Here is a 22,220-nt window from a genome sequence, read left to right on the forward strand (position 1 = left end):
GTGGGGGCTTTCGACCGCTTTGCCAAGACCTACACAAAGGGGCAGATGATCTTCTGCGAGTACGAACCGGGCAATACCTTCTACCTGATCCAGGAGGGCCGCGTCCAGATTACCAAAGTAATGGGTGATCTGGAAAAGGCCGTGGATATTCTGCATCCGGGTGAACTCTTTGGAGAAATGGCGATTCTCGAGGAGGCNCCCCGTAGTGCCAGTGCGATCGCCCTGGACAAGGTCACGTTGCTGGAGTTCAATCGGGCAAACTTCGAGATCCTCATGCAGGGAAATCCCCAGATCGCGCTGACTCTGCTGAAAACTTTTGTCAAACGGATCCACGATCAACGGCGGCGTTTCCTTATTCTCAAGCTCGAGGATGTCCAGGCTCGTGTAGCCGACGTGTTTCTCATGTTTTTCGAGGGCCAGAATCCCCGGAACCAGGAGCAGGATCGGTGGGAGTTCCCCGTCACGGTGAACGATGTAGCCCATTGGGCAGGTCTTCCACCGGAGAGGGTAAAGGCCGTGGTCAACCAGTTTGTCAAGCAAAACAGAATGAGTGTCTTCCCCGACAAAATCGTGGTAAATAACATCCACGACCTGCAGCGTCTTGTGGCAAGTCGCCGCAGGGAGCAGGGATGAGCGTGGAGTTTCCCTGAGATGTGGGGGGATCAGCTTCGTCTGGGTTTGTACCGCCTGAAACGGCGCAGAGCTGCCCGGGCCCGTTACCGCATCATTCATGATGGTTCGGGCAGGGCCTGGCCCCTGTACCACGTCCGGAGCAAGGGCGGTCAGGTTTTGGGTGTGCCCGTGGTCTTCTTTCACGGGTTCGGCACCGATGGCTCGTCGTGGCTCTCGTTTTTTCCGGAACTTTCGGAGAACCGGGAGATCGTTGCCGTGGATCTTCCCGGTTTCGGGGGCCATGATCCCCACGAAAGCGATCTCTACACCCCCTCCTGGTACGCAGGAGTATGCGTCTCGCTTCTTCGCGAGCTGGCGGTTCGCTGGGGGCAGCCTCCTATCCTGATTGGAACCTCCCTGGGGGCGATGATCGCCGGGCTTGTGGCGTGTGAGATTCCCGACCTCTGCCGGGCGGTTGTCCTGATTGATCCCGCCGGTATTCGCCCGGTGCAGCAGACCAGGTTCTGGGAAGACTACCGGCAGGGCCGGAATATCCTCCTCCCCCGAGACGAGACCGAGTGGGACACCATGATGCATACCCTCTATCACCAGCCGCGGCCTCTGGCGGGGTTCCTGAGACGGACAGCCCTGCTGGAGATCAATGCAAAAAGGGATATGCTGGCGCGGATCTTCGACCGGCTCTTCTCGGAAGGGGACGATCCGCTGGGCGAGCGCTTGCAGGAGCTCCGTTCGCCCGTAACGGTCCTGTGGGGTGATCACGACCAGGTAACCGATATATCGGCCCTGGCACGCTTTCAGGAGGCACTTCCCTCGTCAAAGCGGATCGTGGTCGAGAACTGCGGTCACTGNCCCGCCTCGGAGGCGCCCTGGAAGACCCGGGAAGCCTTTCTGGACGTGCTGGCTCGCTACGGGTGATCAGCCGATAATGCGTCGTCTGTTTTTGACCCACCGGGGAGATCTCGTATCGGCAGTAACGGCCTCGGAGGCCCGTCAGCTTCTTGCCGTGGCTGAACGGGTCCAGGCTCCGGGAATAGCGGCGATTGTGGAGAGCCTGGGACGGAGCGCCTTCGTTGCGGCCAGCCTCGGGGAGAACCTGCGGGACTTTCCGGTGGTGATCGTCACGGGGCGAGGGGCCCTGACCGGCGCTGTGGGGTGTGTCCTGGCGAGGCATCTGTCCAACCGGGGGGTCTCCGTAACGGTTTTTGCGGTGAATCTTCCCGACGGGCCTTCGTTTCCGGGACTTGCAGCGGCAGGGGAGAACCAGTGGCGAGCTCTCCTGGAGACGGGTGCTCCCGTGGTATCGTCGCCGGTGGATCTGCCACGGCAGGCGGGGCTGGTTGTGGACGCCCTGCCCGCACTCGGTCCTTCGATGCTGGATAACCCGAAAATAGCCCGGATATGCCAATGGATCAACCATGCCCGTCAGGGGGGAGGAGAGGTGCTTTCCCTGGATATCCCCTGCGGGATCGACGCCACCACGGGNGTAGTCGCAGAGGGTGCGCTCCGACCTGACAGAACGGTGTGTCTGGCCCTGCCCAAAACCGGGCTTCAGGGGGCTTCCTGCGGAGAAATCGTTGTGGCCGACGCGGGGATTCCTGCCAGGGCTTACCGCAGGATCGCGATTGTGGCTCACCCCTGCGTGTTCCACGAAGGGTTCCTGTTGCCCCTCCAGACGACGTTCTGAGGCTCCCGGCGGAAGATCCCTTGTTGTTCCATCTGGCCTCTTCGGGGCTCGTGAACTCGTGATATTTCTTGCCATTCCAAAAAACCTCGGGTAGTCTGTAGGAAGATGAATCTTCGCCTCCTCCTGGACAGCAATTCCGATGCCATGTGTTTTCTTGACCGGGATTTCTGCTTGCTGGCCTGTAATCGCAGTTTTGAACTCCTCCTTCTCCGGCTCTTTCGACTGCGAATTTCCGAGGGGGATTCTCTGATTGAGGCCTTTCCCCGGGAGGCTCGGGATATCTGGCGCGAACGGTNCCTCCAGGCCCTGGCCGGGAAGGCCTTCTCTCTGGAGGAGCAGCACCGGGTAGACGGCAGGAACTGGTATTTCGAGATTTTTCTCACACCCGTTCACGACGGGGGTCAGGGAGTACANGGCGTTTCCATCGTCGCCCACGATATCACCGAACGATATTATGGAGAACTGCGGACAACCCGCCTGGCAGTCAGGCTTCAGACACTTCTGGAGTCGGCCGTGCGGTTGAACAGCTCCATCCGCCAGCCGGGGCAGATCTATCAGGACACGATGAAGCTTCTGGCCGACAGTGTCTATTTTGACACCGGGTCGGTGCAGTTGCTGGAAGACAACCACCTGCGGGTTGTCCAGGCCTGGGGTTTTCCCAGCCCCGAAAAGGTGGTGGGCTTGAGGTTCCCCCTGGACCGGCGCTTCCCCAATGTGGTCGTGCTCGAGGAGAAAACCCCCGTGGCAGTGGAAGATATCCACCTGGAGTATCCCTTCTTCCTCACCGAGGAGGGCAAGTACGAATCGGGTCACATCCGGTCCTGGCTGGGGGTTCCCCTGATTCAGGAGGGGCGGGTAGTGGGAATGTTCACCATGGACCGCTCCAGGGTCGCGCCCTTTTCCCAGGGGGATATACAGGTCGCGACCGCCCTGGCTCATAACGCCGCCGTGGCGATCGTCAATTCCCAGTTGTATCACCAGCTCCTGGCGGCTAACGAGACGCAGCAGGTCCTCCTGCGGGAGCTCCATCATCGGGTAAAGAACAACATGCAGCTCGTCTCGAGTCTGATGAGTCTCCAGGCCGAAGACCTCCATCAGGAGGCGCAGGAGGTACTCGCCAGTCTCCGCACCAGGATCCTGGCGCTCTCGGCGGTGCACGAGTCGCTCTACAACTCGGAGATCCTGGATCGGGTAAATCTGATGAGCTACGCCGACCAGGTGGTTCAGGAAATCGAGACCGGCTATTACCGGGAGGAGCAGGAAATCACCTTTCGCATCGAGGGGCCACCGGCGGTGGAATGCCTTCTGGATCGGGCCGTTCCCTTCGGGCTGATCGTGAGCGAGCTGGTTCTGAACGCCGTGAAACACGCCTTTCCCCGGGGCCACCAGGGCGGGGAGATCGTCGTTAGCCTGACAGCTCCCGATGAGATGACGGTGCGCGTTCAGGTATCGGACAACGGTGTTGGCTTCTTCCCTCTTTCTGATGGTGGGGATGGTACTGCCAGGCCCGGCTCCCTCCAGGGGAATGTGCTGGTCCAGACAGGGCGGAAAGATCGCAGCTCCTTCGGAATGACCCTGCTGGAGAGTCTGAGTGGCCAGTTGAAGGGCTCCCTCGGNAGGGAGCCCGCACCGGGAGGGGGGACGGTCTGGACCCTGGAGTTTGCCACGGGGCTGGTGTGCTCCGGGGAGGGCTGTGAACCCCAGNCACACACCAGCCAGGATCCTGCTTCGGACTAGGGTGTGCGGGNGCGCGTTTCNCCGGATCTGCGGTTCTGCAGGAGCCGGGCATCGGCGCCCTCTCTCCTGTTTATTTGCTGGCCGGAATCGGTTCCCGCCAGCCGTTGCCCCCGGGGAACNTCTTCGTCCTGCCAGGCGACCTTTCCCTCTCCTTCGCCCGCTCCTGCCCACCGGGGGAGTCTCGAGGCTGTCCAGAACTCCCGGGTTCCTCCTTCCGAGTGTACCGCGATCGGGGCGATGTGATCTCCCAGGACGAATCCCTCCACCCGCGCATCGGCTCCGTCGGTAAAGAGAGCTGTCTCCTGATGCCCGTAGGGTCCCATGTGAAGCTCGTACATCCTGGAGCTNCCCGGTTCCCGGAGATGCCACTCCTGATCCTCCCAGATCAGGGAGCCTTCCAGGGTTGCCAGAATTCCCCGGGCAGCNACGACCCGTCCCGGGGGATCGATCAGGCTCTCCGATGCGTCTCTCCCGGACAGGGGNGCGTCGGCCCCTGCTGCGAGTGTCCCTGCGCCGATCAGACAGATTACCGNAATAATGAAACCTTTCATGATAAACCTCCTATGGTTCATTCTGTGATGAGATAAGTATCGTTCCGGCCTGTGGGGCCGCTATGGATCTCTGGTGAAGGGTCTGTGAAGATTGAGCGGATGTATCCCAGGGTAAATTTTTCGAGATCCGGTTCATCTTCCAGGTCTATCAGCATCAGGGTGATATCCAGGTCTTCCGGCAGGTCGAGAAAAAGGAGCAATGCCTCCGGTTCTTTTCCCGACCGTCGAGCCAGCTCCTCCAGGGTCATGACAGGAGAGATNTCTTCTGGCGAGAGCGGTGACCCTTCCCGATGGGTGGAAGAGGTATCGCTGAGTGTCCGGCCTGCTCCGGTCGCGGCCAGGGGGGCAAACATGATGATCGTCGCCAGGATCGTCATGGTCCAGCCCGATATTTTCACAAGGGGGCGTCTGAGAGGGCTGGCTCCTGGCGTGGTCCTCTCAGCCTTCTTTCGGGGGAGAGGCGTGGCGATCATCAAGGTTTCCTGGACAGGGCAGGCCTGCAGACAGCTTTCGCAGCGATTACAGCGCCTGTCGCGAAGGGTCTCTGTCAGAGAGGGGGCTATTCCTGCGGGACAGGCCCGATCGCAGCGTGTACAGTTCACGCAGGAGCTCTGTACCCTTCTGACCGTCACGGGGCTGATCGTTCCGATCAGGCCGAGGAGGGCTCCGTAGGGGCAGATCCAGCGACACCAGGGGCGGTCAGTGAAGAGCGATGCCCCCAGAAGGATCANGAGAATGATCAGGGCTGCGGGTGCTGCTCCCCTGGTCCAGACGTGGATGAACGCCGGAGAGGGGTTTATCCTGTCCAGATCGAAGAGGAAGGGGTTTCCCGGGACAGGAGCGCTTGCAAGGACCACCAGAGCAAGAACTGCCAGACCGAGGCTCCCGCCCAGACGACGGAGCTTCGGGGGAAGAGCTCCCCCTCGGGAGGATGGGGNGGGTCTCGNGATAATCCTCCGTCCCAGACGGCCTGTCCACTCCTGGATCGTTCCCAGGGGACAGAAACTCCCGCAAAAGACGGGGCCCAGCAGGAGCGTGGCCAGAATGACACCCCCTGGAATTGCGATCTTCGACCNGTCCAGGCCGACCAGAGCCTGAAGAGCGCCAAGNGGGCACAGGCCGGGAAGCTCGGGAACCAGGGGGGTGTGGATNCCCCGGTTCCGGAGGCTCGCCCCGATCAGAACAACCAGGAGCAGCGCCGTCTGGGGAAAGACTCTGTGAAGCGGTATTGAACGCTTGATCACGGTTGAACCTCCAGATGAATCACGCCGTGATACCCTCCGCGCGGACATGAGCGAACCACCTCGAGCGNCCAGGTCCCGACGAGGGAGGCCAGAAGGGGAAACTCTCCGCGATGGCTCCGGGGGCCGGACTCCTCCCATCGGGGCGCTTCCAGNAGAACCAGGGGCTGACTCTCCCGGTTCACCCTCCATCGCGCGCCGTCCAGGAGNTAGAGGGTCTCTTCGGGNGTGACGGTGCAGTTGCGGTGGTTTTCCCGATACTCCATGCGGAGCGTGTAGGTTTCGTCCTGCCGCAGCAGGGCCGTTCCACCCTCTTCAAGAGAGATTTCCCGCCCCGACTGATCTATGATGGTGTAGAGGTAGTCACAGGCGAAGGCAGGAGCCAGGGGAACAAGAAAAATGGTGAGTGTGATCAGCAGGCCTTTGTGTTTCATCCTCCCATTATCATTCCCCGTGGTGAACGTTCCGGGGGGGCTTTGTGAGGATTATGTGAAGATTTCGCTGTAGCCGAGGTCCTCAGNAACCTCGGGGAGTTTCGGGGGCCTCGGGGCCTTCGGTGCGAGCCGGGTTCCGGGGGATTGTCATGACAAATCTGGTCCCCTGGTCCTGCGAGCTCGTCGCCTCGAGAGAGCCCCCGTGAATCCGGGCGATCCGGAGAGCGATGGTGAGTCCCAGCCCTGATCCCGGGGTNCTTCGCGCGTATTCCCCCCGGTAGAGCCGGTCAAAGAGATGGGGCAATTCCTCAGGGGGAATAGGGGAGCCGCTGTTCGTAACGATGATCCGGGNCTCCCCGGGAGCGCATTCCAGAACGCACCGGACCGTTCCTCCCCGAGGTGCGTGGCGAAGGGCATTTTCCAGGAGGTTCGCCGTTGCCCGGTAGAGCAAATTCTGATCGCCCGTGATCNTCTGTGGTGGCGCAGTTTCCTCCTGCGGCAGCGCGGACTTTTCCGGAGAGGAGTCGGCCCCGCGGATCCCGGTCGGAGCAGNGNGGATATCCCAGAAGAGAGAGAGCTCTCTGGTTTTTCCCTCCTCGTTAAAGCGGTCCTGCAACCCCGCCAGGAAGGACTCCGGGGAGAAGGGGCGGATATCGGGGGCAAGGTCTGGAGCCTCGAGCCGCATCAGTTCATCCAGGTTCCGGATCAGCACCTCTATTCTTCCCAGCTCCCGCAGCATCCGGTGGATCCTCTCGGGTTCAGGAGTGTAGATGCCATCGGCGATCGCCTCCATCTGGGCCGTAACCATGGCCACGGGGGACCGAAGGTCGTGGACGACATCCTGGACCCACTGGGCGCGAAGCTGCTGCTCATTCCGGAGCCGTTCAGCGAGAATGTTGGCTGACCGGGCAATGGTGCTGATCTCCCGGGCACCCGCTTCGGGTATGGGAGAGAGGGTCTCTCCCGAGGCGATGCGGTCGATCCCGGCNGCCACCTCTGCCGCGGGGCGGGCCAGATACCTCGCCAGGAGCCCCGAGGAGATCATGGCGAGCGCTCCCGCCGCCACGAGTGCCCCCAGGGCGGCCCGGAAGAGCGCTTCCTGGAGGGCCAGGTTGGCTGTGTCCCGGTGGAATTGCGCTGTGCCAAAGGCGTAGTAGCCGATGTGCTCGCCTGCTTCGTTCNGGACCTCTCGCAGGGCCGTTTCTCCNGCNTCGCGCCGACGTCCTGCTCCGCGATTGGAGTAGATCATCTCCCGGGAGGTGNCAAATATAAAGACCGGGAGATCAGAAGGGAGGCGCGAGAGCGCCTCCGGTGGCGGAGCCCCGGGGAGAGGGGTTTGCTCGTGATGGTGCTGGAGGATCTCTGTGGCGATCGCCTTGACCGAGCTTTCCCGTTCTCTGCCCCAGGCGGTGACCGAGCGGGTGTATCCCGAGAAGAGGCCCGCCGCCAGGATGGCCAGCAGGAGGAGCACGGTGAGGAAAAAAGCGCCCAGGGTTCTTCGAAAGAGACTTGTCATCGTCCCGAATCCTTCCCGCCGGAGGGTGAGGACTCGCTGTCAGAGGAGGTTCTGCTGGAAAGGGAGGTTCCGGCAAAGCGATAGCCGAAGCCGCGTACCGTCTCGATCCAGGCCGGATTCCCCATCTTGGAACGGATATTCTTGATGTGGGTATCCACGGTTCGGGTTGAGGCGTCATGGATATAGTCCAGAGCTGACGAGAGAATCCGCTCGCGCGAGAAAAGGATCCCTTCGTTTTCGGCGAGCAGCAAGAGGACGCGCCACTCCGCCGCTGTGAGATCCAGGTGATTCCCTGCCAGGGTAATTCGGTGAGCCTTCTCGTCCAGAGCGAGATATCCCGTTTCGGGCGAGCCGGGAAGAACCCATCGGGTCTCCTCATCCCGGGAAGGGCCAGGTTCTCCGGGCGGGAGGGGCGCTGGCCCGGGGGGGGCGCGCTTGAGGACGGCCTGGACCCGGAGCATGAGTTCCTTCATGGAGAAGGGCTTTGTCACGTAGTCGTCTCCGCCCAGTTCGAACCCCGTGATCCGGTCCGATTCGGAGGTGCGGGCCGTCAGAAAGATTATCGGTGTGGTCAGGTGTTCCCGCAGGGATCTGGCGAAGTGAAAACCGTCGCCGTCGGGGAGCATCACGTCCAGGATAAAGAGATCAGGNTCTGCCTCCCTGGCGGCATCGATCACGCCGGNGAGGGNGCCGAAGGGACAGACCTGGTGTTCCGCCAGGGTGAGATAGGAGACGATCGCCTCCCGGAGCCCCTCGTTATCTTCGATTACGAATACCCGTGCCATGGATCCGAACCTCCTTCCTGGTCATGTCAGGCCGTGTCTGGTGATGTATCAAGTCCGGGGATACCGGGTCTCNCCATGGGGGATCATCCCAGGGCACCCTGCAGGACCTTCATCTCTCCTGTGACTGGCTCCTCCAGAGAGGATAGCCTGTACNGAGATCTTTCTCCACACCGTGGAAGTTTTCACCTCGTCTTTTCTTCTGGGGCTTGCCCTTGTGACCCCGTGGTCTTGCCCCCCCTGGAGGTGGTATCTTACCCGGGCTATGGATCTTTCATCAGAACGGTTCCTGAAAATACTGGATATTCTGGAAGAGGAGTATCGTGAGACTCCGAGCATGCTCGATTATCGTTCACCCTTCGAGCTGCTGATCGCGGTCATTCTCTCGGCCCAAACCACGGACGAGCAGGTCAACGCTATCCTCCCCGCTCTTTTTGGCCGTTTCCCCACGCCCCGGGAGCTCGCGGCGGCCCCGCAGGAAGAGGTGGAGGGGCTGATTCACTCGGTCGGATTCTTCCGGAGAAAAAGTCAGAGCATTATTGGTGCAGCCCGACATCTTTTGAACTATCATGAAGGTATGGTGCCGGACTCTATGGAGTCCCTCGTGAAAATTCCCGGTGTAGGACGAAAGTCTGCCGGGGTAGTGCTGTTGCACATCTACGGTGAGCCGGCAATCATCGTGGATACCCATTTCGGACGGGTCGTGCGGCGCCTGGGATTCAGCAGGGCCCTGGATCCGGTCCGGATCGAGCGCGACGTGGCGGAGGTTTTGCCACGACAGCACTGGAATGCCGCGAGTATGCGGTTGAACTACCACGGGCGGCGCTTCTGCTTTTCGCGCAAGCCCGCCTGCGACGGGTGTCCCCTGGCAGGGCTCTGCCCCTCCCGGGGCGAGGGCAGTGCTGCCGGGGAAGGGCAGGGGGAGCCCTCGTGACAACAGAGGAGCTCCGGGATTTGGCCCGGGAGGAAGGGCTGGAGTGGCTGGCGGTGATTGATGCCAGGGCAGCTCCCGAGGAAGAGGAGGTTTTTCGGCAATGGCTTTCCCAGGAACGGCACGGCACAATGGCCTGGCTGGAACGCCACGCACCGGTCAGGTATCGCCCCCAGGAGCTGCTTCCGGGGTGTCGTTCCATGATCTCCGTGGGATTCAACTATTATCAGCCTCTGCCCCCGGAGCCGGAAAGGCCGGCAGGGAGGGTCGCCCGCTACGCCTGGGGGCGGGATTATCACAAGGAACTGGGCAAGCGGCTCCGGCGCCTGGTCCGGGCCTTGCAGGATCGCTTTCCCGGGGATCACTTTCGCAGCTGGACCGATGCCACTCCGCTGGCAGAGCGGTATTACGCAGAACTCTCGGGGTTGGGGTTCACCGGCAGGAACAACCTGCTCATCCACCGTCGTTTCGGGAGCTGGTTTTTTCTGGGGGAGATCCTTTCTACGGCATCCCTCGCGGAGCACCGGCCTCACCAGGAAGAGGAGTGCTCCTCTCGAGCTGCCTGCCCCCACCGATGTTCCCGGTGCATCGATTCCTGTCCAACCCGGGCGCTGATCGGGCCACATCGGCTCGATGCCAGCCGGTGCATCTCCTATCTCACCATAGAGTATCGGGGGGTGATCGCCCCCGACCTGGCCGATTCCCTGGGGAACTGGGTCTTTGGATGCGATCTTTGTCAGGACTGCTGTCCTCTCAACGGGGGAGTTCCCTCCACCAGGACGGAGGAGTTTCTCCGTCACCGCAGCGGAAGCTTTCTCGTCCTGGCAGACCTTCTCTCCCTGCGGGAGGAAGACCTCCTCTCCCGCTTTGCCGGAAGCCCTCTCATGCGGGCGGGTCGGACCAGACTGGTGCGAAACGCCTGCATCGCTGCCGCCAATTCGGGGAATCTCGAGCTTCTTCCTTTGGTCAGAGCGCTAAGGGAGGATGCCGACCAGGTCGTCGCTGCCCAGGCAGAACAGGCCGTAGCCAGACTGGAGGAACGCCGTGACGGAGCTCCCTGAAAGTGTACAACAGAGATTGCAGGAGCTGGCCGAGACGTTCCTTGCCCGGCTCCCCGGAGATCTTCGGGCGTTGCAGGCGCAGCTCGATCAGTCCCAGACGGGAGATCAGGAGGCGTTACGGGGATTCCGGCTGGGGATCCACCGCCTTGCAGGAAGCGCTGCAACCTTCGGGTTTGAACGGTTGGGGAATGAGGCCCGACGCCTCGAGGAAGGGGTAGAGCTGGATCTTGCGCAGCGGGACAGGAACCCCTCGCAGGGTACCCTTCAGGGTTTTGCCGATTTTCTGGCCGTGGCCCGGCAGGTTCTGGGTGAGGTCCCCTGTGATCTGGAGGAACTCGAGTGCGAACCGGAGGAGGAAGCGTCTCTCCCCGCGAGGCAACAGGAAGCCCGCCACGCCGACGGCGGGATCGGTCGCGAGGCTGACGGTGAGGCTGACGGCAAGATCAGCGATGAGGCTGACGATGAGGCCGCCGAAGCTCCCGCGATCCCGGCAGAGACAGACCGGGTGGTGGTGCTGCTCGGCGCTGTCCCAGGGCTGCCCGAAGACCTGGCGGAACAGATGGCGGTCTTCCGCTTTGCCCTTCTTCTGGTACCCGAGATCGACCTGCTTCCCGAGGTGTGCGAGCTCCGTCTGGGGAATAGTCCCAATACCTACCGGTCCATGGCCCTGGTGGCTGGCGTCGATTTTTTCGCCGGCGATCCTCGATGTCTCCAGATTCTGGCTCGCCTGCGGGAACGCTACGGAGACCGAATTGTCTTTTCCCTGGTCGGGGTGGAGGACGATTTTGCCAGCCGTCTTCGGTCTGTGCGCTACGGGGCCAGCATCTTTCTGCCCGCCCCCCTCGACGTGGCCTCCTTTGTGGAGCGTCTGGACGATATCCTGCGAAGCAGGAGCGCGACTCCCTACCATATTCTGATCATCGATGACGACCCCGAGCAGGTCTCCGATACCGCCCTGATTCTGCAAGAGGCGGGGATGGTCACCTCGGTGGTAACTGACCCCAGCAATATCTTCCGCGTTCTCGTGGAATATCGGCCCGAGCTCATCGTTATGGATATGTATATGCCCCAGTGCAGCGGAATAGAGCTCACCAGGATCATCCGTCAGAACGAGAGCTTCGTGGGCGTTCCCATTGTCTATCTCTCGGTGGAGCAGGATACGGAAAAACAACTCGAGGCTCTGCGCAGTGGTGGCGACGGGTTCTTTGTGAAACCTGTAATCCCCGAGCATTTTGTTACTGCGATTCGCCTTCGGGCCTCGCGCACCAGGGCGATGCGTTTTTACATGGAGCGGGACTCCCTTACGGGCCTGCTGAACCACACGAACCTCAAGCAAAACCTGGACCAGGAGGTCCAGCGCGCCCGTCGTATCGGGCTCTCCCTGAGTTTTGTCATGATCGATTTGGATCACTTCAAGCAGGTAAACGACCGCTACGGCCATCTTGCGGGGGATCGGGTCCTGAAGAACCTGGCCAGGCTCCTGAGAGAGCGCCTCCGGCGCAGCGACACCCTGGGGCGTTACGGTGGGGAGGAGTTCGGACTGGTCCTCTTCGATACCGATGCTTCCTGGGCAGAGACGATCATGGAGGAGATCCGTCGGGATTTTTCCACCCTGCGTCAGAGCGATGGAACCAGGGATTTCACGGTGACCCTGAGCTGCGGAATCGCCGANTACCCCCGGTTCTCCTCGGCGGGNGCCCTGAATGAAGCGGCCGACAAGGCTCTGTATCTGGCCAAGGAGCGGGGTCGAAACAGGACGGTGATCGCCCCCTCGTGACGCTCTTTCTCNTGCCTTCCTTCTGCGGACTGGGGGTCGGTCCCCTGCGGATCAGCTCNCCNGGGNGGGCGGGGTTTCTCGGACGGTGGTTCTGCGGCAAAAGAGCTCCTGCCAGCAGGCACCCCGCCACCAGGACAGCGGTTCGGGGCCGGGCGATATCGAGATCGCGCTCAGCCAGAATGCCCGGGTTGCGGGGACAGAGAGCTTTTGGTTGAGCAGGAAGCCTTGGGCCTCAGGGGGAATAATCTCCCGGGGTTCCCAGGAGCAGACGATCCTGCTTTGAGGGGTGCTGAAGGATCGCTCCAGGAGAGATCCTCCGCCTCCGCTTCCTCCGTCTGATGGCCGGGCGTCTGTTGCCCGGGAGGACGATCCCCCCGGAAGAGCTTCTCGCAGTTCCCGAAATCCCCTGATTTCCAGGGGAAATCCCCAGGGGCTTCCTTCCCGGGAGTCAGGGGAATTTGAGGTGTCAGGAGCGTCGCAGGCCCTCCCGCCTGATTCTTCGGCGGTGAGGCATTGCAGGAGATGCTTCTTTCTCAGTCTCTCCAGGGTTTTGATCGTGGCAGATATTTCCTGCGGGTCGANCCCGGGGGGGCAGGGGGGGGCGTTCAGGGGGGAGAGGGGAGCCAGGGGGATCAGCGGGGGAAAGAGCCGCGTTGAATCCAGGCCGTAGCGCTGGAAGAGAAGATCCTGGAGATCTATCCAGGATCGTTCGATGTTGGCCGGTAACCGTAATACAGACACAATAATAGGCATTTGTCGGAGTCTATGCTACAGTATATCTATCATGGACGCAATTCTCCGCACGACCAACGAACAAATCCTGGGGGTGCTTCAGGGGTGGGAATCCCTGGAGGCGCTCTCGGTGCTCCGTTTTGGAACCGATCGTTACGATCCAAGTTTTTTCATCAGCTACGACGTCTACCATCGCGGGGCTATCCCCGGGCCGGGGGAGCGGGAGGANCTCTTCACCTTTGCNGCGGGCTTTGAGTCGACCCGGGATGGCGAGAAGGACCGAATCATGCTGGAAGATATCCCTCTCCGGCTCGAGTATAAATGTATNGATCAGGTTGACCACCTTGTGAGAGCTGCCTCGGAGGGTGCCGCCGAGGCGTGGTCGGTCTCGACCTACGGATTTTTCCGGCTTCTCCAGGCAACGGCGGTTCTGGAACGCGGGGACTGGCTCCGTTCGACCCGCAAGACCCTGCAGTATCTGCCCGACTCGTTCTGGCGCGCCCGGATCGCCGCCTGCCAGGCACGGATGGACCACGTTCTTGCCGATCTCACCAGCGCGGCCTACGCGGGGGAGACGCTCTTTTACCAGCTCTCCCTGGCGGCCTTTCTGGAGACGCTGGCGTCGCTCCTCTTCGCGGTGAACCGGGAGTTCGAACCCCCGGGTCGGACCCTCCAGGACTCGCTCCTGGCACTCCCGGTACTTCCCGAGGAGTTCGAGACCCGCCTGGCCTATCTCTTGCGCTCCGATGTCGATATCAGCGATACCCGCAGGCGGGAAATCGCCCGGCTCATCACTCTGAGTGCGCTTCGTCTCTCCTGAGAGGGGTCCGGACCGGCTGTACCCGGATCCGGAGCTCATCATTCTGCCCCAGTCGCGGGTGAACGCCTCCGGACCGGCTACACCCGGATCCGGAACCTCCCCGAAAAGAAAGGTAATTCTCATGACTGTTTTCTCCCGGGTTTTTCCCCGGACAGCTGACGTTGTTCGATCTGCGCGATCGTTGGTTCTGGCCCTCCTGATGATTCTCGGTGTCTCTCTTCTCACGGGGTGTAACACCTCCCTGGATTCCCTGAAGGTTGTCGTCCAGGGTGATGAGGGGGAAATNCCCCTGAAACTGCGCGATCTTGGCAGGCGGCGCACCGAAGAAGAAACCCTGGTGGGGCCCCTGGAAGAGGGAAAACGACCCTTCCGGTACCGCATCGAGGCAGCCCGGGAGGAGCCCCTTTCGGTATCGGGGTCCGATCCCCGGCTCATCGTGACCGTTTCGGGCGATATCACCGGTGGAGAGGTGCTTCTCTTTGCGGGAGATGAAGGCCTGCGCTATTCCTTCGGGGACGTNCTCATNGACAAAAGGACCGACACAGGCGGGGAAGAACCTCGACGGTATCGCCTCTCGTTCCCTCTGGCATCGCTGCGGAACGGCCCCTGGGAGGTGGAGTTCCGTGCACCCCGGGGATCCCGGGGATATCAGGTGGAGGAGCTCCGCTTCGGCCAGAGGAGCCCCGGGATCGCTCTTGGGGAGGTCCTCGAGGCCGACATGCTCCTCCCCCTGATCGCGAAGGATGATTCCCTGGTCTTGCCCGTGACAACCCGGCTCGTGCGGGACCATACCCATTCGCTGGAGATTCGCTACCAGGCNGGGGAAGAGCTGTTCCAGGATCGTCGGGACCGTCCCCGCCAGGAGCTGATCCTGGAAGGACCTGAGGGTGATCGACGATCCCTGCAGGTGAACCTCCGTCCGGGAGAACGCTCTATTGTTCTCTGGCCCCAGCGGTGGCTCCCCCGGGCAGAGTCTNTGACGATTCCTCTTCGNCAGGGTGTGGTTCTGGAGGGGGTNCGCCACCACAGCATCCCCCGGGACCCCCGTGAGCCGATCCTGATGGAGCTGGAGGAGCTCCAGCGATGGCCCCGGGAACTCTGGCGCCGGGACGATTTCGAGCTCTTTGCCTGGTCGGCCTATCCCCGGATACTCTGGATGGATCACCGAAGCTACCAGACCCAGGCGAGGATGTTCCGTCGCCTCGCCTTTTTTGTAGAGAAGCGGGGGTACCAGGGNCGGCTGCTCTCGAATCAGGAACTGGAAGATCTCCACGGCTGGAACGCCCACAACTACCGCCCCGAGGGGTTGGCCGATTTTTTCAACGCCGCCGAGGTGTCAGGNTTTGAACTGAACCCCGAGGANCTGGTTCTCAGGGAGATCGCCCACGACCAGGGGCTTTTGGTGAGACAGACCCCCGAGCAGGCTCCTCCGGGAGAACGGTGGCTTCCGGGAACGGGCGGGGTCCTGAGCATCAGTCAGGAGAGTTTCTCTCCCCTGCGAAGACTCCTCACGGTTCACGAGGCGATGCACGGCGTATTTTACGAGGAGCCGGAGTTCCGTCAGGCCGCCTACAGCTATTGGGATCACCAGTTGTCCCGGCGTGAACGTGATTTCTGGAAGATCTTTTTTTCCTGGATGTCCTACGACCCCGATGACAGGTATCTGATGGTAAACGAGTTTCAGGCCTACCTGCTTCAACAGGGGGAACGGTCGGCTAACTGGTATTTTGGAACGCGCATCGCCGAGCGCATTCGTCGGGCTCTACCGAACCGGGCCTCGGCGATCGATGCTATCCTTCGGGACTATCCCCGCACCTTCATCGACGCTGCGGCAGCGATCAACGAGGCGCTTTTCTCGGCTTCGGGGATGGTAGGGGGCGATCCTTTCTGTCTTATTCCCGGGGAGGAATGATCGGTCCCGAGGTCTTCGCCAGAGAGGGGGGCTCGCCCGGGGAACAGCGATGTAGCCGGGGGAGCGAGCCGCTGATCCCGCTGAAGCCGGAGAGCTCTCAGAAGGGTGAGCCCTTCCAGCGCTTGGGAAACTTCATGGTCTGACCAGTGTCGAAGCGCTCCAAACCGGGAGATTCGGGGCGTGCCCCGGCAGCGTTCCTGCCAGGAGGCCCGTCCCCGGAGGATCCGGACCCACTCACTGATCGTGAATTGCCCCGGCCGGGAGGCCACGGCGCCCAGGACCGCTCTGGCAGCAGGGGTCTCGGCCGTAGAGGGGTGAGTGGCCACGGCAGGGGGCGCTTCCTCTTCCTCACAGCGATCGCATCCGGAACAGGCGCCCTGCGAGACCGTCCCCATAGCTTCCAGGAGAGGTTCTCTCCGGCAGGTTGTCCCGAAGGCCATACGCTGGACACGGCTGGCCACTCCCGTGGCCCGATCTCTTCGGTACTCTGCCTCGGCACGGGGGTCGGCCAGGAGGATCGACTGGGCCCGTTCGCGGTCCCGTCCGGCGCGACCGCTCTCCTGGAGAAAAGCCTCCACCGAATCGGGCAAATAAGTGTGAATCACGGAACGAATATTTCCTTTATCAACACCCATTCCGTAGGCACAGGTTGCGCAGAGTACCGCCCGGGAGGACTCAAAAAAACGGTGCTCCCGAGCTTCCTTCTCGGATGTATCGAGCCCTGCGTGGTACCAGATCACCTGGTCCTCTCCCAGAACGGAGGCGACCAGGGCTGCGTAGAGCCGGGTCTCCCGGCGTGTCCGGCAAAAGACGATTGCCGGGAGAGCCAGGTTCTGCCCCGGTTTCCAGAGGGACCGAACATCATCGGGCGTGGCCAGGGAAAAGATGCTCCGTAGGCCACGCGCGAGGGAAAGACAGGGTTGAACACGGTAGGAAATATTCTCCCGGTCGGGGTTTCCCCGGATGAGCCGGGCCTCCCCCCGGGGGAAGACGCACTCCCTGATTCGGGCCAGGACCTTGTCTCCCGCTGTGGCGGTAAAGGCCGTTACCAGGGGAACCTCGAGTCGATTCAGGGTTTCTCCCAGGGTGAGATAGACCGGTCTGAAGCTGTCTCCCCATTCGCTCACGCAGTGGGCCTCGTCGATCACGGCGTGAACTACCCTGGCCCGTTTCAGATTCTGCTGGATTCTCTCATTTTGAAGGGTCTCGGGATTGGTAATGACGAAGTCTGCGTCTCCCCGGGATATCCTGGTCAGGGCCTTCTCCCGCTCTCTTCCCGACTGTCCTCCCCGGAGCTGGACAACCGAGAAGCCTCCCGAGGCCATGCGTCGGGCCTGGTCGTTCATCAGGCTCAAGAGCGGGTAGATCACCAGGGTGATCCCCGGGAGCGTCGCTGCGGGAAGCTGAAAGCAGAGGCTTTTTCCCGCTCCCGTGGGGAGAATGACGATCTGCTGCCCCAGGGCGAGGGCATCTTCCGATCCCGCAGCGGCCGCCTCCAGAATATTGCTGATCACCAGACGCTGGTAGGGAAAGAGAAAATCCAGGCCGAAACGGTTCCGGGCTATGTCGAGAATCGGGTCTTCCATACACTACGGTACATGAAACTGGGTTCGCGTGATTCCTTTCTGGTGCCCGATCCTTCCCGCAGGGAGAGGCCTTTCCGGCGGGTGGGAGGAGCGCTGCGTGGTTGAACGATGTAACGCTACAGAAAAGGTTCCCGGAAAGTGGATCCTCGCGTAGACAGGAAAAGAGGATTTTACCATACTTTACCGGGAACGATAGTCCGGGGGTGCCTGGAGCCGTTCCGTGGGTCAGATCCCGGAACGAACTACAGCGCAATGGGTGGGGAACCAGAGGAGAAGAGGCAGTTTTACATGAAGAGCTTGAAAACTCCGGAGAAGAGCGTCGCATGACACGTCCCGATCCCAGTGGCCCCAGAGAACCCCTTCTGCGGGACATGCTCCGGCGGGGGAGGCGGGCCTCGGGTACTCTGGCCATGTTGCTTCTGGTCTGGGTTATCTGGAACGAGTCGCTCTCCCTCTATACCATCCTGGAGGGGGCTATCCTGGCGGGCATGGCGCTCCTTGTGACAAACCGTTTTCTTCTGCGGGAACGCTACCAGGGTGTCTATCGCCTTGGGCTGGGGCAGGCCTTCCGCTATGTTGCAGTTCTTCTGGGAGAGATCGTCCGGTCCGGCATTCACGCGATCTACGTAACACTCACCAATCGAATCAACGTGGGAGTTGTGGACGTCCCCACCGATCTCGAGGATACTCTGGCGGGCGTGCTGGTGGCAAACGCGATCACCCTGACGCCGGGAACCGTCACTATCGATTACGACAGGAAGCGTTTCAAGGTCGTCTGGATCGACTGCCCCACCACCGATCCCGAGGAAGCGGGAGAGATGATAAAGGGGCGGTTTGAACGGGTCTTTCGGGGGAAGGAGCCCTCGGGGGATGAAGCTCCGGCAGCAGGGGAGCCACTACCACAGGGGGGAGGGGACAGCTGATGTTTCGTGTGGCAGCTCTGATACTCATCGGTCTTTCCACCTTCGGGAGCCTCTTGAGGGTCATTCTGGGACCCACCGTATGGGATCGTCTTCTGGGGATCGGCTTGGGGGCGAGCAAGGTAACCCTGGCAGTGGTGCTTCTGGCTGTTTCCATCCCCGAATCATATCTGCTGGACCTGGCTCTGCTCTTTGCAGTTCTGGGGTTTCTGGTCACCGTCCTTCTCGCGCGGTTCATAGAGCGCCAGGGTATCGTCTAGGAGCGTCTTTTGTGAGCGTGCTGGAGCTGATTCCCCTTCTGGGAAAGTCAATCATGATTCTTGGTCTTCTGATCACCCTCTTTGGTGTCTACGCGGTGCTTCGTCTCGACGGGTTTTATGCGCGGATCGTGGTGACCTCCAAGGTAGAGGCCCTGGGGTTCATGACCGTNATCGCCGGGGCGAGTATTCTGACCGGTTTCTCCCCGGTCTCGCTGAAGCTTCTGCTGATTCTCCTCTTCGAGCTCCTCACCGTTTCTGCCGGCGCCCACGCGATCGTCCGTTCGGCCTGGATCAGCGGCTACCGGACCCGTACGGTCACGGCACCGGGTGATCCGGTGCCGTCCCCAGGGAGGCCGGTCACGATAGCAGATCAGACCACCACGGGGGATCACTTCCGTGATTGAGACAGGAACGATTCTCCTCATGGGGGTCTTTGCAGCCCTGGCTATTCACAGCACGCTCCTGCGGCGGGCGGTGATCTATCTGGCGGTTTTCTCGCTTCTGGGAGCCTTTCTCTATGTTCTCTACGCCGCACCGGAACTGGCCATTGCCGAGGCGGTGATCGGAAGCGGCCTGGTGACGCTCCTGTATCTGGCGGCCCTGAAGCGAAACAAGGTCTATACCATCGCGGTACTGGCCGAGGGCCACCGGTACCGCATGACCGACGCCTACGTGAACTACCTGGAAAGAAGTCGCGCGCTCCGGGAAATACGGCATTTTTTCGAGTTGCGCGAGATGGAACCCCAGGTGGTTTTTTCCGAAGCAACCCTGGACGAGGCTCTGAGGGGAGACTCCTTCGACCTGGTTATCGTGGAAGAACAGGACGAGATCGTCCTCTACGGGTCCCGTGATACCTTCGCCCTGGAAGAGCTGGAACTGATGTTCCGGATTCACGGTACCGAAGCGGGTGTCCGGGTTGTCCGCTACGACCCCGAGGAGGAAGGGTGAGGTATTTTTTATCAGCCCTGCTGGTTTTAACCGTGTTTGCCGGGGTGACCGCCGTGGGAACCCTTCATCAGGAACAGCTGGAGCCCTCGATTTTTCTGTACATCACCAGTTTTTTCGAGAGGGACACGGCGGCCCACAATGCGATCGCCGCGATTCTTCTCAATTACCGCATGTACGATACGATGTTCGAAGCCCTGATTCTGCTGACCGCGATCATCGGGATGAAACAGTTCCTGCCCACTTCCAAGGAGTTGCGCGATGCCGATGAATAGCTCCGATCTGGCCGAACAGTCCATCGTTCTTCAGGTGGTGATCGGCTTTCTCTATCCCTTTATGCTCCTTCTGGGGTTCTACGTGATTCTCAACGGTCACTATACGCCGGGAGGGGGATTCCAGGGGGGAAGTGTCCTGGCAACACTCCTGGTGGCCCGCTACGTGGTCTCTCCCCGGGAGGACATAAACAGCGAGGAACTCCACCGGTACCAGAGAATTTTTCTGGCTCTTATTCTGGTTGCTCCTGCGGTGGTGCTTTTTCCGGGATTCCTTCACAGTTATCCCCGGATTCGCCCGCTCTATCTGACGGTGATGGATCTGCTCATCGGGGTCCAGGTGGGGTTCGGTGTCGGGGTGGCGGTCTTGCGCTTCGCCTTTTTTGAGGGGACCGGAAAAACATGGCGTTTATAGAATCCCTGACCGTGGCCGATCTGGCGGTGGCGCTCTTTTTTCTGGGGCTCTACGGGGCCATGACCCAGCGCAATATCATCAAGACGATCATGTCCGTGGGAATCATGGACGTGGCGGCGATCACGTTTTTCATGATGGTTAACCACCAGAGTGGTGCACGACCTCCCGTCTCGGGGGCCCACCCCTCGGAAATGGCTGATCCCCTTCCCCAAGCGCTGATGATCACGGCGATCGTTATTGGTGTCTCCGTTGTCGCTATGTGTCTGGCCATGTATATGCGGGTAGCGTACCGGTACGGTACGGCAGACTGGAAAATTCTTATCAGGCGCCTGGAGAAGTAGCCATGGAAGTTGTCGGTTCTCTGGCCCCGGGCGGGCCCTTCTGGATACCCCTCCACGGAATTGTTCTGCTTCCGGTAATCGCTGCTGCCCTGGCCTTCGCCTTTCCCCGCGCCTGGTATCAGAACATTCTGCTGGGTGCCAATGGGGTCCTCACGCTGGTGGCGGTGCTTCTCTTCCGGCAGGTCCGTTGGGGCGGGTCGGTGGTCCAGAGTCTGGCCGGGTGGCATATCCCCGTGGCGATCACGCTGCGGGCAGATCAGCTTTCCACCCCCTGGGTGCTTCTGACTGCGGTCTTCTTTACCGGGGCCTTTCTCTTCAGTACCCGGGGAACGTACCGGGACAAGACCTTCCTCTTTCTTTTCATGGTTCTCGAGGCGGCTATCCTCGGGATCTTCCTGAGCGGGGATATCTTTAATATTTACGTCCTCATGGAACTGGGAATGCTCTCTATCGCGATTCTCATCATGTACAAACAGGAGAAGCAGGCCGTGTACGACGCCATGCTCTACCTGATGATGAACTTTATCGCCATGGCGTTCATGCTCCTGGGGATCGGATATCTCTATCGCCTTACCGGGGTCCTGGATCTTCAGGAGATTCACCTCAGGCTGATGGATCTCGACGATCCCCGGGCGGGGCTGGTTCCCTATGCGCTCATCATGACCGCCGTGGCTCTCAAGTCGGCGCTTCTGCCGCTCTTCGGGTGGCTCCCTCGTGCCCATGGCGCTGCCAGCGCCCCGGCGATCGTTTCGGCTGTCCTCTCGGGGGTTCAGGTAAAGGCAGGAGTCTATCTGCTGGTACGTTTGGGCCAGGTCTTTCAGCCCCTGGTGGAGGCGGAGCTCTTTTTCATGGTGCTGGGTTTTCTCACCTCCACGGCGGGCTTTCTTCTGGCGATCGCCCAGAAGGATATCAAGCTCATTCTGGCCTATCACACGGTGAGTCAGGTGGGATTGATCGTCATGGGACTGAATATGGGGTCTCAGACTGCCTTCTGGGGCGGTATGTATCACATGATTAACCACGCTCTTTTCAAGGGAGTTCTCTTTCTCACGGCGGGAATCATCATAGAGGAGTACGGCACCCGCTCCTACGCCGAGATTCGGGGTGTCTTCAGACGGATGCCAGCTCTGGGGATCGCCACCATCGCAGGGGTTCTGGGGATCACGGGTGCTCCCTTCTTTAACGGGAGCATTTCCAAGTACTTCATTCACCAGGGGCTTCAGGGCAGCCCCGCCGAGCTGGGGTTGTATCTGATCAACTTTGGCACGATTCTCTCCTTTGTGAAATACTCCACCATTCTTTTGGGTCCTCCGCCGGCAACGCCTCCTTCGCCCCGGGATCCCTACGTAGCCACGGTATCGCTCCTTTTCGGGGGGGCCTGTCTGGCAGGAGGTCTCTTCGGGAGTGCTGCGGTGGAGCTCTTTTTCGGGCCATTGATCCCTGCAGGAGGCGCGCTGGCCCCGGAAAAGATCGCGCTTTTTGCGGCCACTCTGGTGCTGGCGCTCCTGACCTACCGCTTCCTGGTCTGCCGCATGGGGGAGGTTCTTCAGGCGGTGCGGATCTTCAAATTCAGTTTCAACCAGGTCACGGTTTTCATGACGCTCTTTTTTGCTGCCCTTCTGGGCTACGCCTACCTCGTGGCCTAGGAGGCCGTCCCAGGGCCGGTCCGG

Annotated in this window: 20 protein-coding genes; 16 read left to right on the forward strand and 4 right to left on the reverse strand. The window is 61.0% G+C overall.

The genetic code is table 11. The annotated features are described in order from the left end of the window. From B071_RS0111510 to B071_RS0111525, 4 genes are all read left to right on the forward strand, one after another. A complete protein-coding gene (locus B071_RS0111510; RefSeq protein ID WP_018527233.1) occupies positions 1–633 on the forward strand; it encodes a Crp/Fnr family transcriptional regulator in 633 nt (210 codons plus the stop codon). 18 nt (positions 634–651) lie between these two features. Next, positions 652–1,548 (forward strand): alpha/beta fold hydrolase, encoded by an 897-nt coding sequence (locus B071_RS0111515; RefSeq protein ID WP_018527234.1) that lies wholly within the window; start codon positions 652–654, stop codon positions 1,546–1,548. Positions 1,549–1,558: 10 nt separating this feature from the next. Further along, positions 1,559–2,317, forward strand: coding sequence for an NAD(P)H-hydrate epimerase (locus B071_RS0111520; protein WP_018527235.1), 759 nt, complete (start codon positions 1,559–1,561; stop codon positions 2,315–2,317). Between the two features lie 105 nt (positions 2,318–2,422). Beyond that, a complete protein-coding gene (locus B071_RS0111525; RefSeq protein ID WP_018527236.1) occupies positions 2,423–4,054 on the forward strand; it encodes a sensor histidine kinase in 1,632 nt (543 codons plus the stop codon). Positions 4,055–4,622: 568 nt separating this feature from the next. Here the strand turns inward: B071_RS0111525 and B071_RS18610 are convergent. The 3 genes from B071_RS18610 to B071_RS0111550 form a co-directional block, all read right to left on the reverse strand. Next, entirely contained in the window at positions 4,623–6,038 is a 1,416-nt protein-coding gene (locus B071_RS18610; RefSeq protein ID WP_083914906.1) for a 4Fe-4S binding protein, read from the reverse strand. Positions 6,039–6,362: 324 nt separating this feature from the next. Further along, complete coding sequence (locus tag B071_RS0111545; RefSeq protein WP_018527240.1) at positions 6,363–7,796, reverse strand: sensor histidine kinase; 1,434 nt, start codon at positions 7,794–7,796, stop codon at positions 6,363–6,365. Then, positions 7,793–8,581, reverse strand: a complete 789-nt coding sequence (locus B071_RS0111550) for a response regulator transcription factor (protein ID WP_018527241.1) — start codon at positions 8,579–8,581, stop codon at positions 7,793–7,795. Before B071_RS0111550 ends, B071_RS0111545 begins: the two co-directional genes overlap by 4 nt. A 262-nt stretch (positions 8,582–8,843) precedes the next feature. Between B071_RS0111550 and nth the strand changes: the two genes are divergently transcribed. From nth to B071_RS17365, 4 genes are all read left to right on the forward strand, one after another. After that, positions 8,844–9,512: an endonuclease III gene (gene nth, locus B071_RS17355; RefSeq protein ID WP_018527242.1), complete on the forward strand. Its 669-nt coding sequence runs from the start codon at positions 8,844–8,846 to the stop codon at positions 9,510–9,512. Further along, entirely contained in the window at positions 9,509–10,570 is a 1,062-nt protein-coding gene (gene queG / locus B071_RS17360) for a tRNA epoxyqueuosine(34) reductase QueG (protein ID WP_018527243.1), read from the forward strand. The genes nth and queG overlap by 4 nt, the downstream gene beginning before the upstream one ends. Then, positions 10,554–12,347 (forward strand): diguanylate cyclase, encoded by a 1,794-nt coding sequence (locus tag B071_RS0111565; RefSeq protein WP_026245191.1) that lies wholly within the window; start codon positions 10,554–10,556, stop codon positions 12,345–12,347. The genes queG and B071_RS0111565 overlap by 17 nt, the downstream gene beginning before the upstream one ends. Before the next feature lie 1,018 nt (positions 12,348–13,365). Beyond that, positions 13,366–13,899, forward strand: coding sequence for a DUF4037 domain-containing protein (locus tag B071_RS17365; protein WP_438829696.1), 534 nt, complete (start codon positions 13,366–13,368; stop codon positions 13,897–13,899). Positions 13,900–15,702: 1,803 nt separating this feature from the next. Here the strand turns inward: B071_RS17365 and B071_RS17375 are convergent. Continuing rightward, positions 15,703–17,397: a RecQ family ATP-dependent DNA helicase gene (locus B071_RS17375; protein ID WP_018527248.1), complete on the reverse strand. Its 1,695-nt coding sequence runs from the start codon at positions 17,395–17,397 to the stop codon at positions 15,703–15,705. Between the two features lie 323 nt (positions 17,398–17,720). Here B071_RS17375 and B071_RS18620 point away from each other — a divergent pair, with 323 nt between their 5' ends. The 8 genes from B071_RS18620 to B071_RS0111625 all read left to right on the forward strand — a co-directional run bounded on the left by B071_RS18620 (position 17,721) and on the right by B071_RS0111625 (position 22,196). Then, the gene (locus B071_RS18620; protein WP_018527249.1) at positions 17,721–18,320 is read left to right on the forward strand and encodes a Na+/H+ antiporter subunit E; all 600 of its coding nucleotides are present in this window, start codon (positions 17,721–17,723) and stop codon (positions 18,318–18,320) included. Then, on the forward strand, positions 18,320–18,577 hold the full coding sequence (locus tag B071_RS0111595) for an MrpF/PhaF family protein (RefSeq protein ID WP_018527250.1): 258 nt from the start codon (positions 18,320–18,322) through the stop codon (positions 18,575–18,577). The genes B071_RS18620 and B071_RS0111595 overlap by 1 nt, the downstream gene beginning before the upstream one ends. A gap of 53 nt (positions 18,578–18,630) precedes the next feature. Then, complete coding sequence (locus B071_RS17385) at positions 18,631–18,981, forward strand: cation:proton antiporter (RefSeq protein ID WP_438829697.1); 351 nt, start codon at positions 18,631–18,633, stop codon at positions 18,979–18,981. Beyond that, the gene (locus B071_RS18625; protein ID WP_018527252.1) at positions 18,974–19,525 is read left to right on the forward strand and encodes a Na(+)/H(+) antiporter subunit B; all 552 of its coding nucleotides are present in this window, start codon (positions 18,974–18,976) and stop codon (positions 19,523–19,525) included. The genes B071_RS17385 and B071_RS18625 overlap by 8 nt, the downstream gene beginning before the upstream one ends. Then, positions 19,522–19,797, forward strand: coding sequence for a Na(+)/H(+) antiporter subunit B (locus B071_RS19750; protein WP_018527253.1), 276 nt, complete (start codon positions 19,522–19,524; stop codon positions 19,795–19,797). Before B071_RS18625 ends, B071_RS19750 begins: the two co-directional genes overlap by 4 nt. After that, entirely contained in the window at positions 19,784–20,209 is a 426-nt protein-coding gene (locus B071_RS17395; protein WP_083914914.1) for an MnhB domain-containing protein, read from the forward strand. Before B071_RS19750 ends, B071_RS17395 begins: the two co-directional genes overlap by 14 nt. After that, the gene (locus B071_RS0111620) at positions 20,197–20,550 is read left to right on the forward strand and encodes a sodium:proton antiporter (protein ID WP_018527255.1); all 354 of its coding nucleotides are present in this window, start codon (positions 20,197–20,199) and stop codon (positions 20,548–20,550) included. Before B071_RS17395 ends, B071_RS0111620 begins: the two co-directional genes overlap by 13 nt. A 2-nt stretch (positions 20,551–20,552) precedes the next feature. Then, complete coding sequence (locus B071_RS0111625) at positions 20,553–22,196, forward strand: complex I subunit 5 family protein (protein WP_018527256.1); 1,644 nt, start codon at positions 20,553–20,555, stop codon at positions 22,194–22,196. The last annotated feature ends 24 nt before the right edge of the window (positions 22,197–22,220 follow it).

It is taken from the genome of Alkalispirochaeta alkalica DSM 8900, from assembly GCF_000373545.1.
GTDB classification, from domain to species: domain Bacteria; phylum Spirochaetota; class Spirochaetia; order DSM-27196; family Alkalispirochaetaceae; genus Alkalispirochaeta; species Alkalispirochaeta alkalica.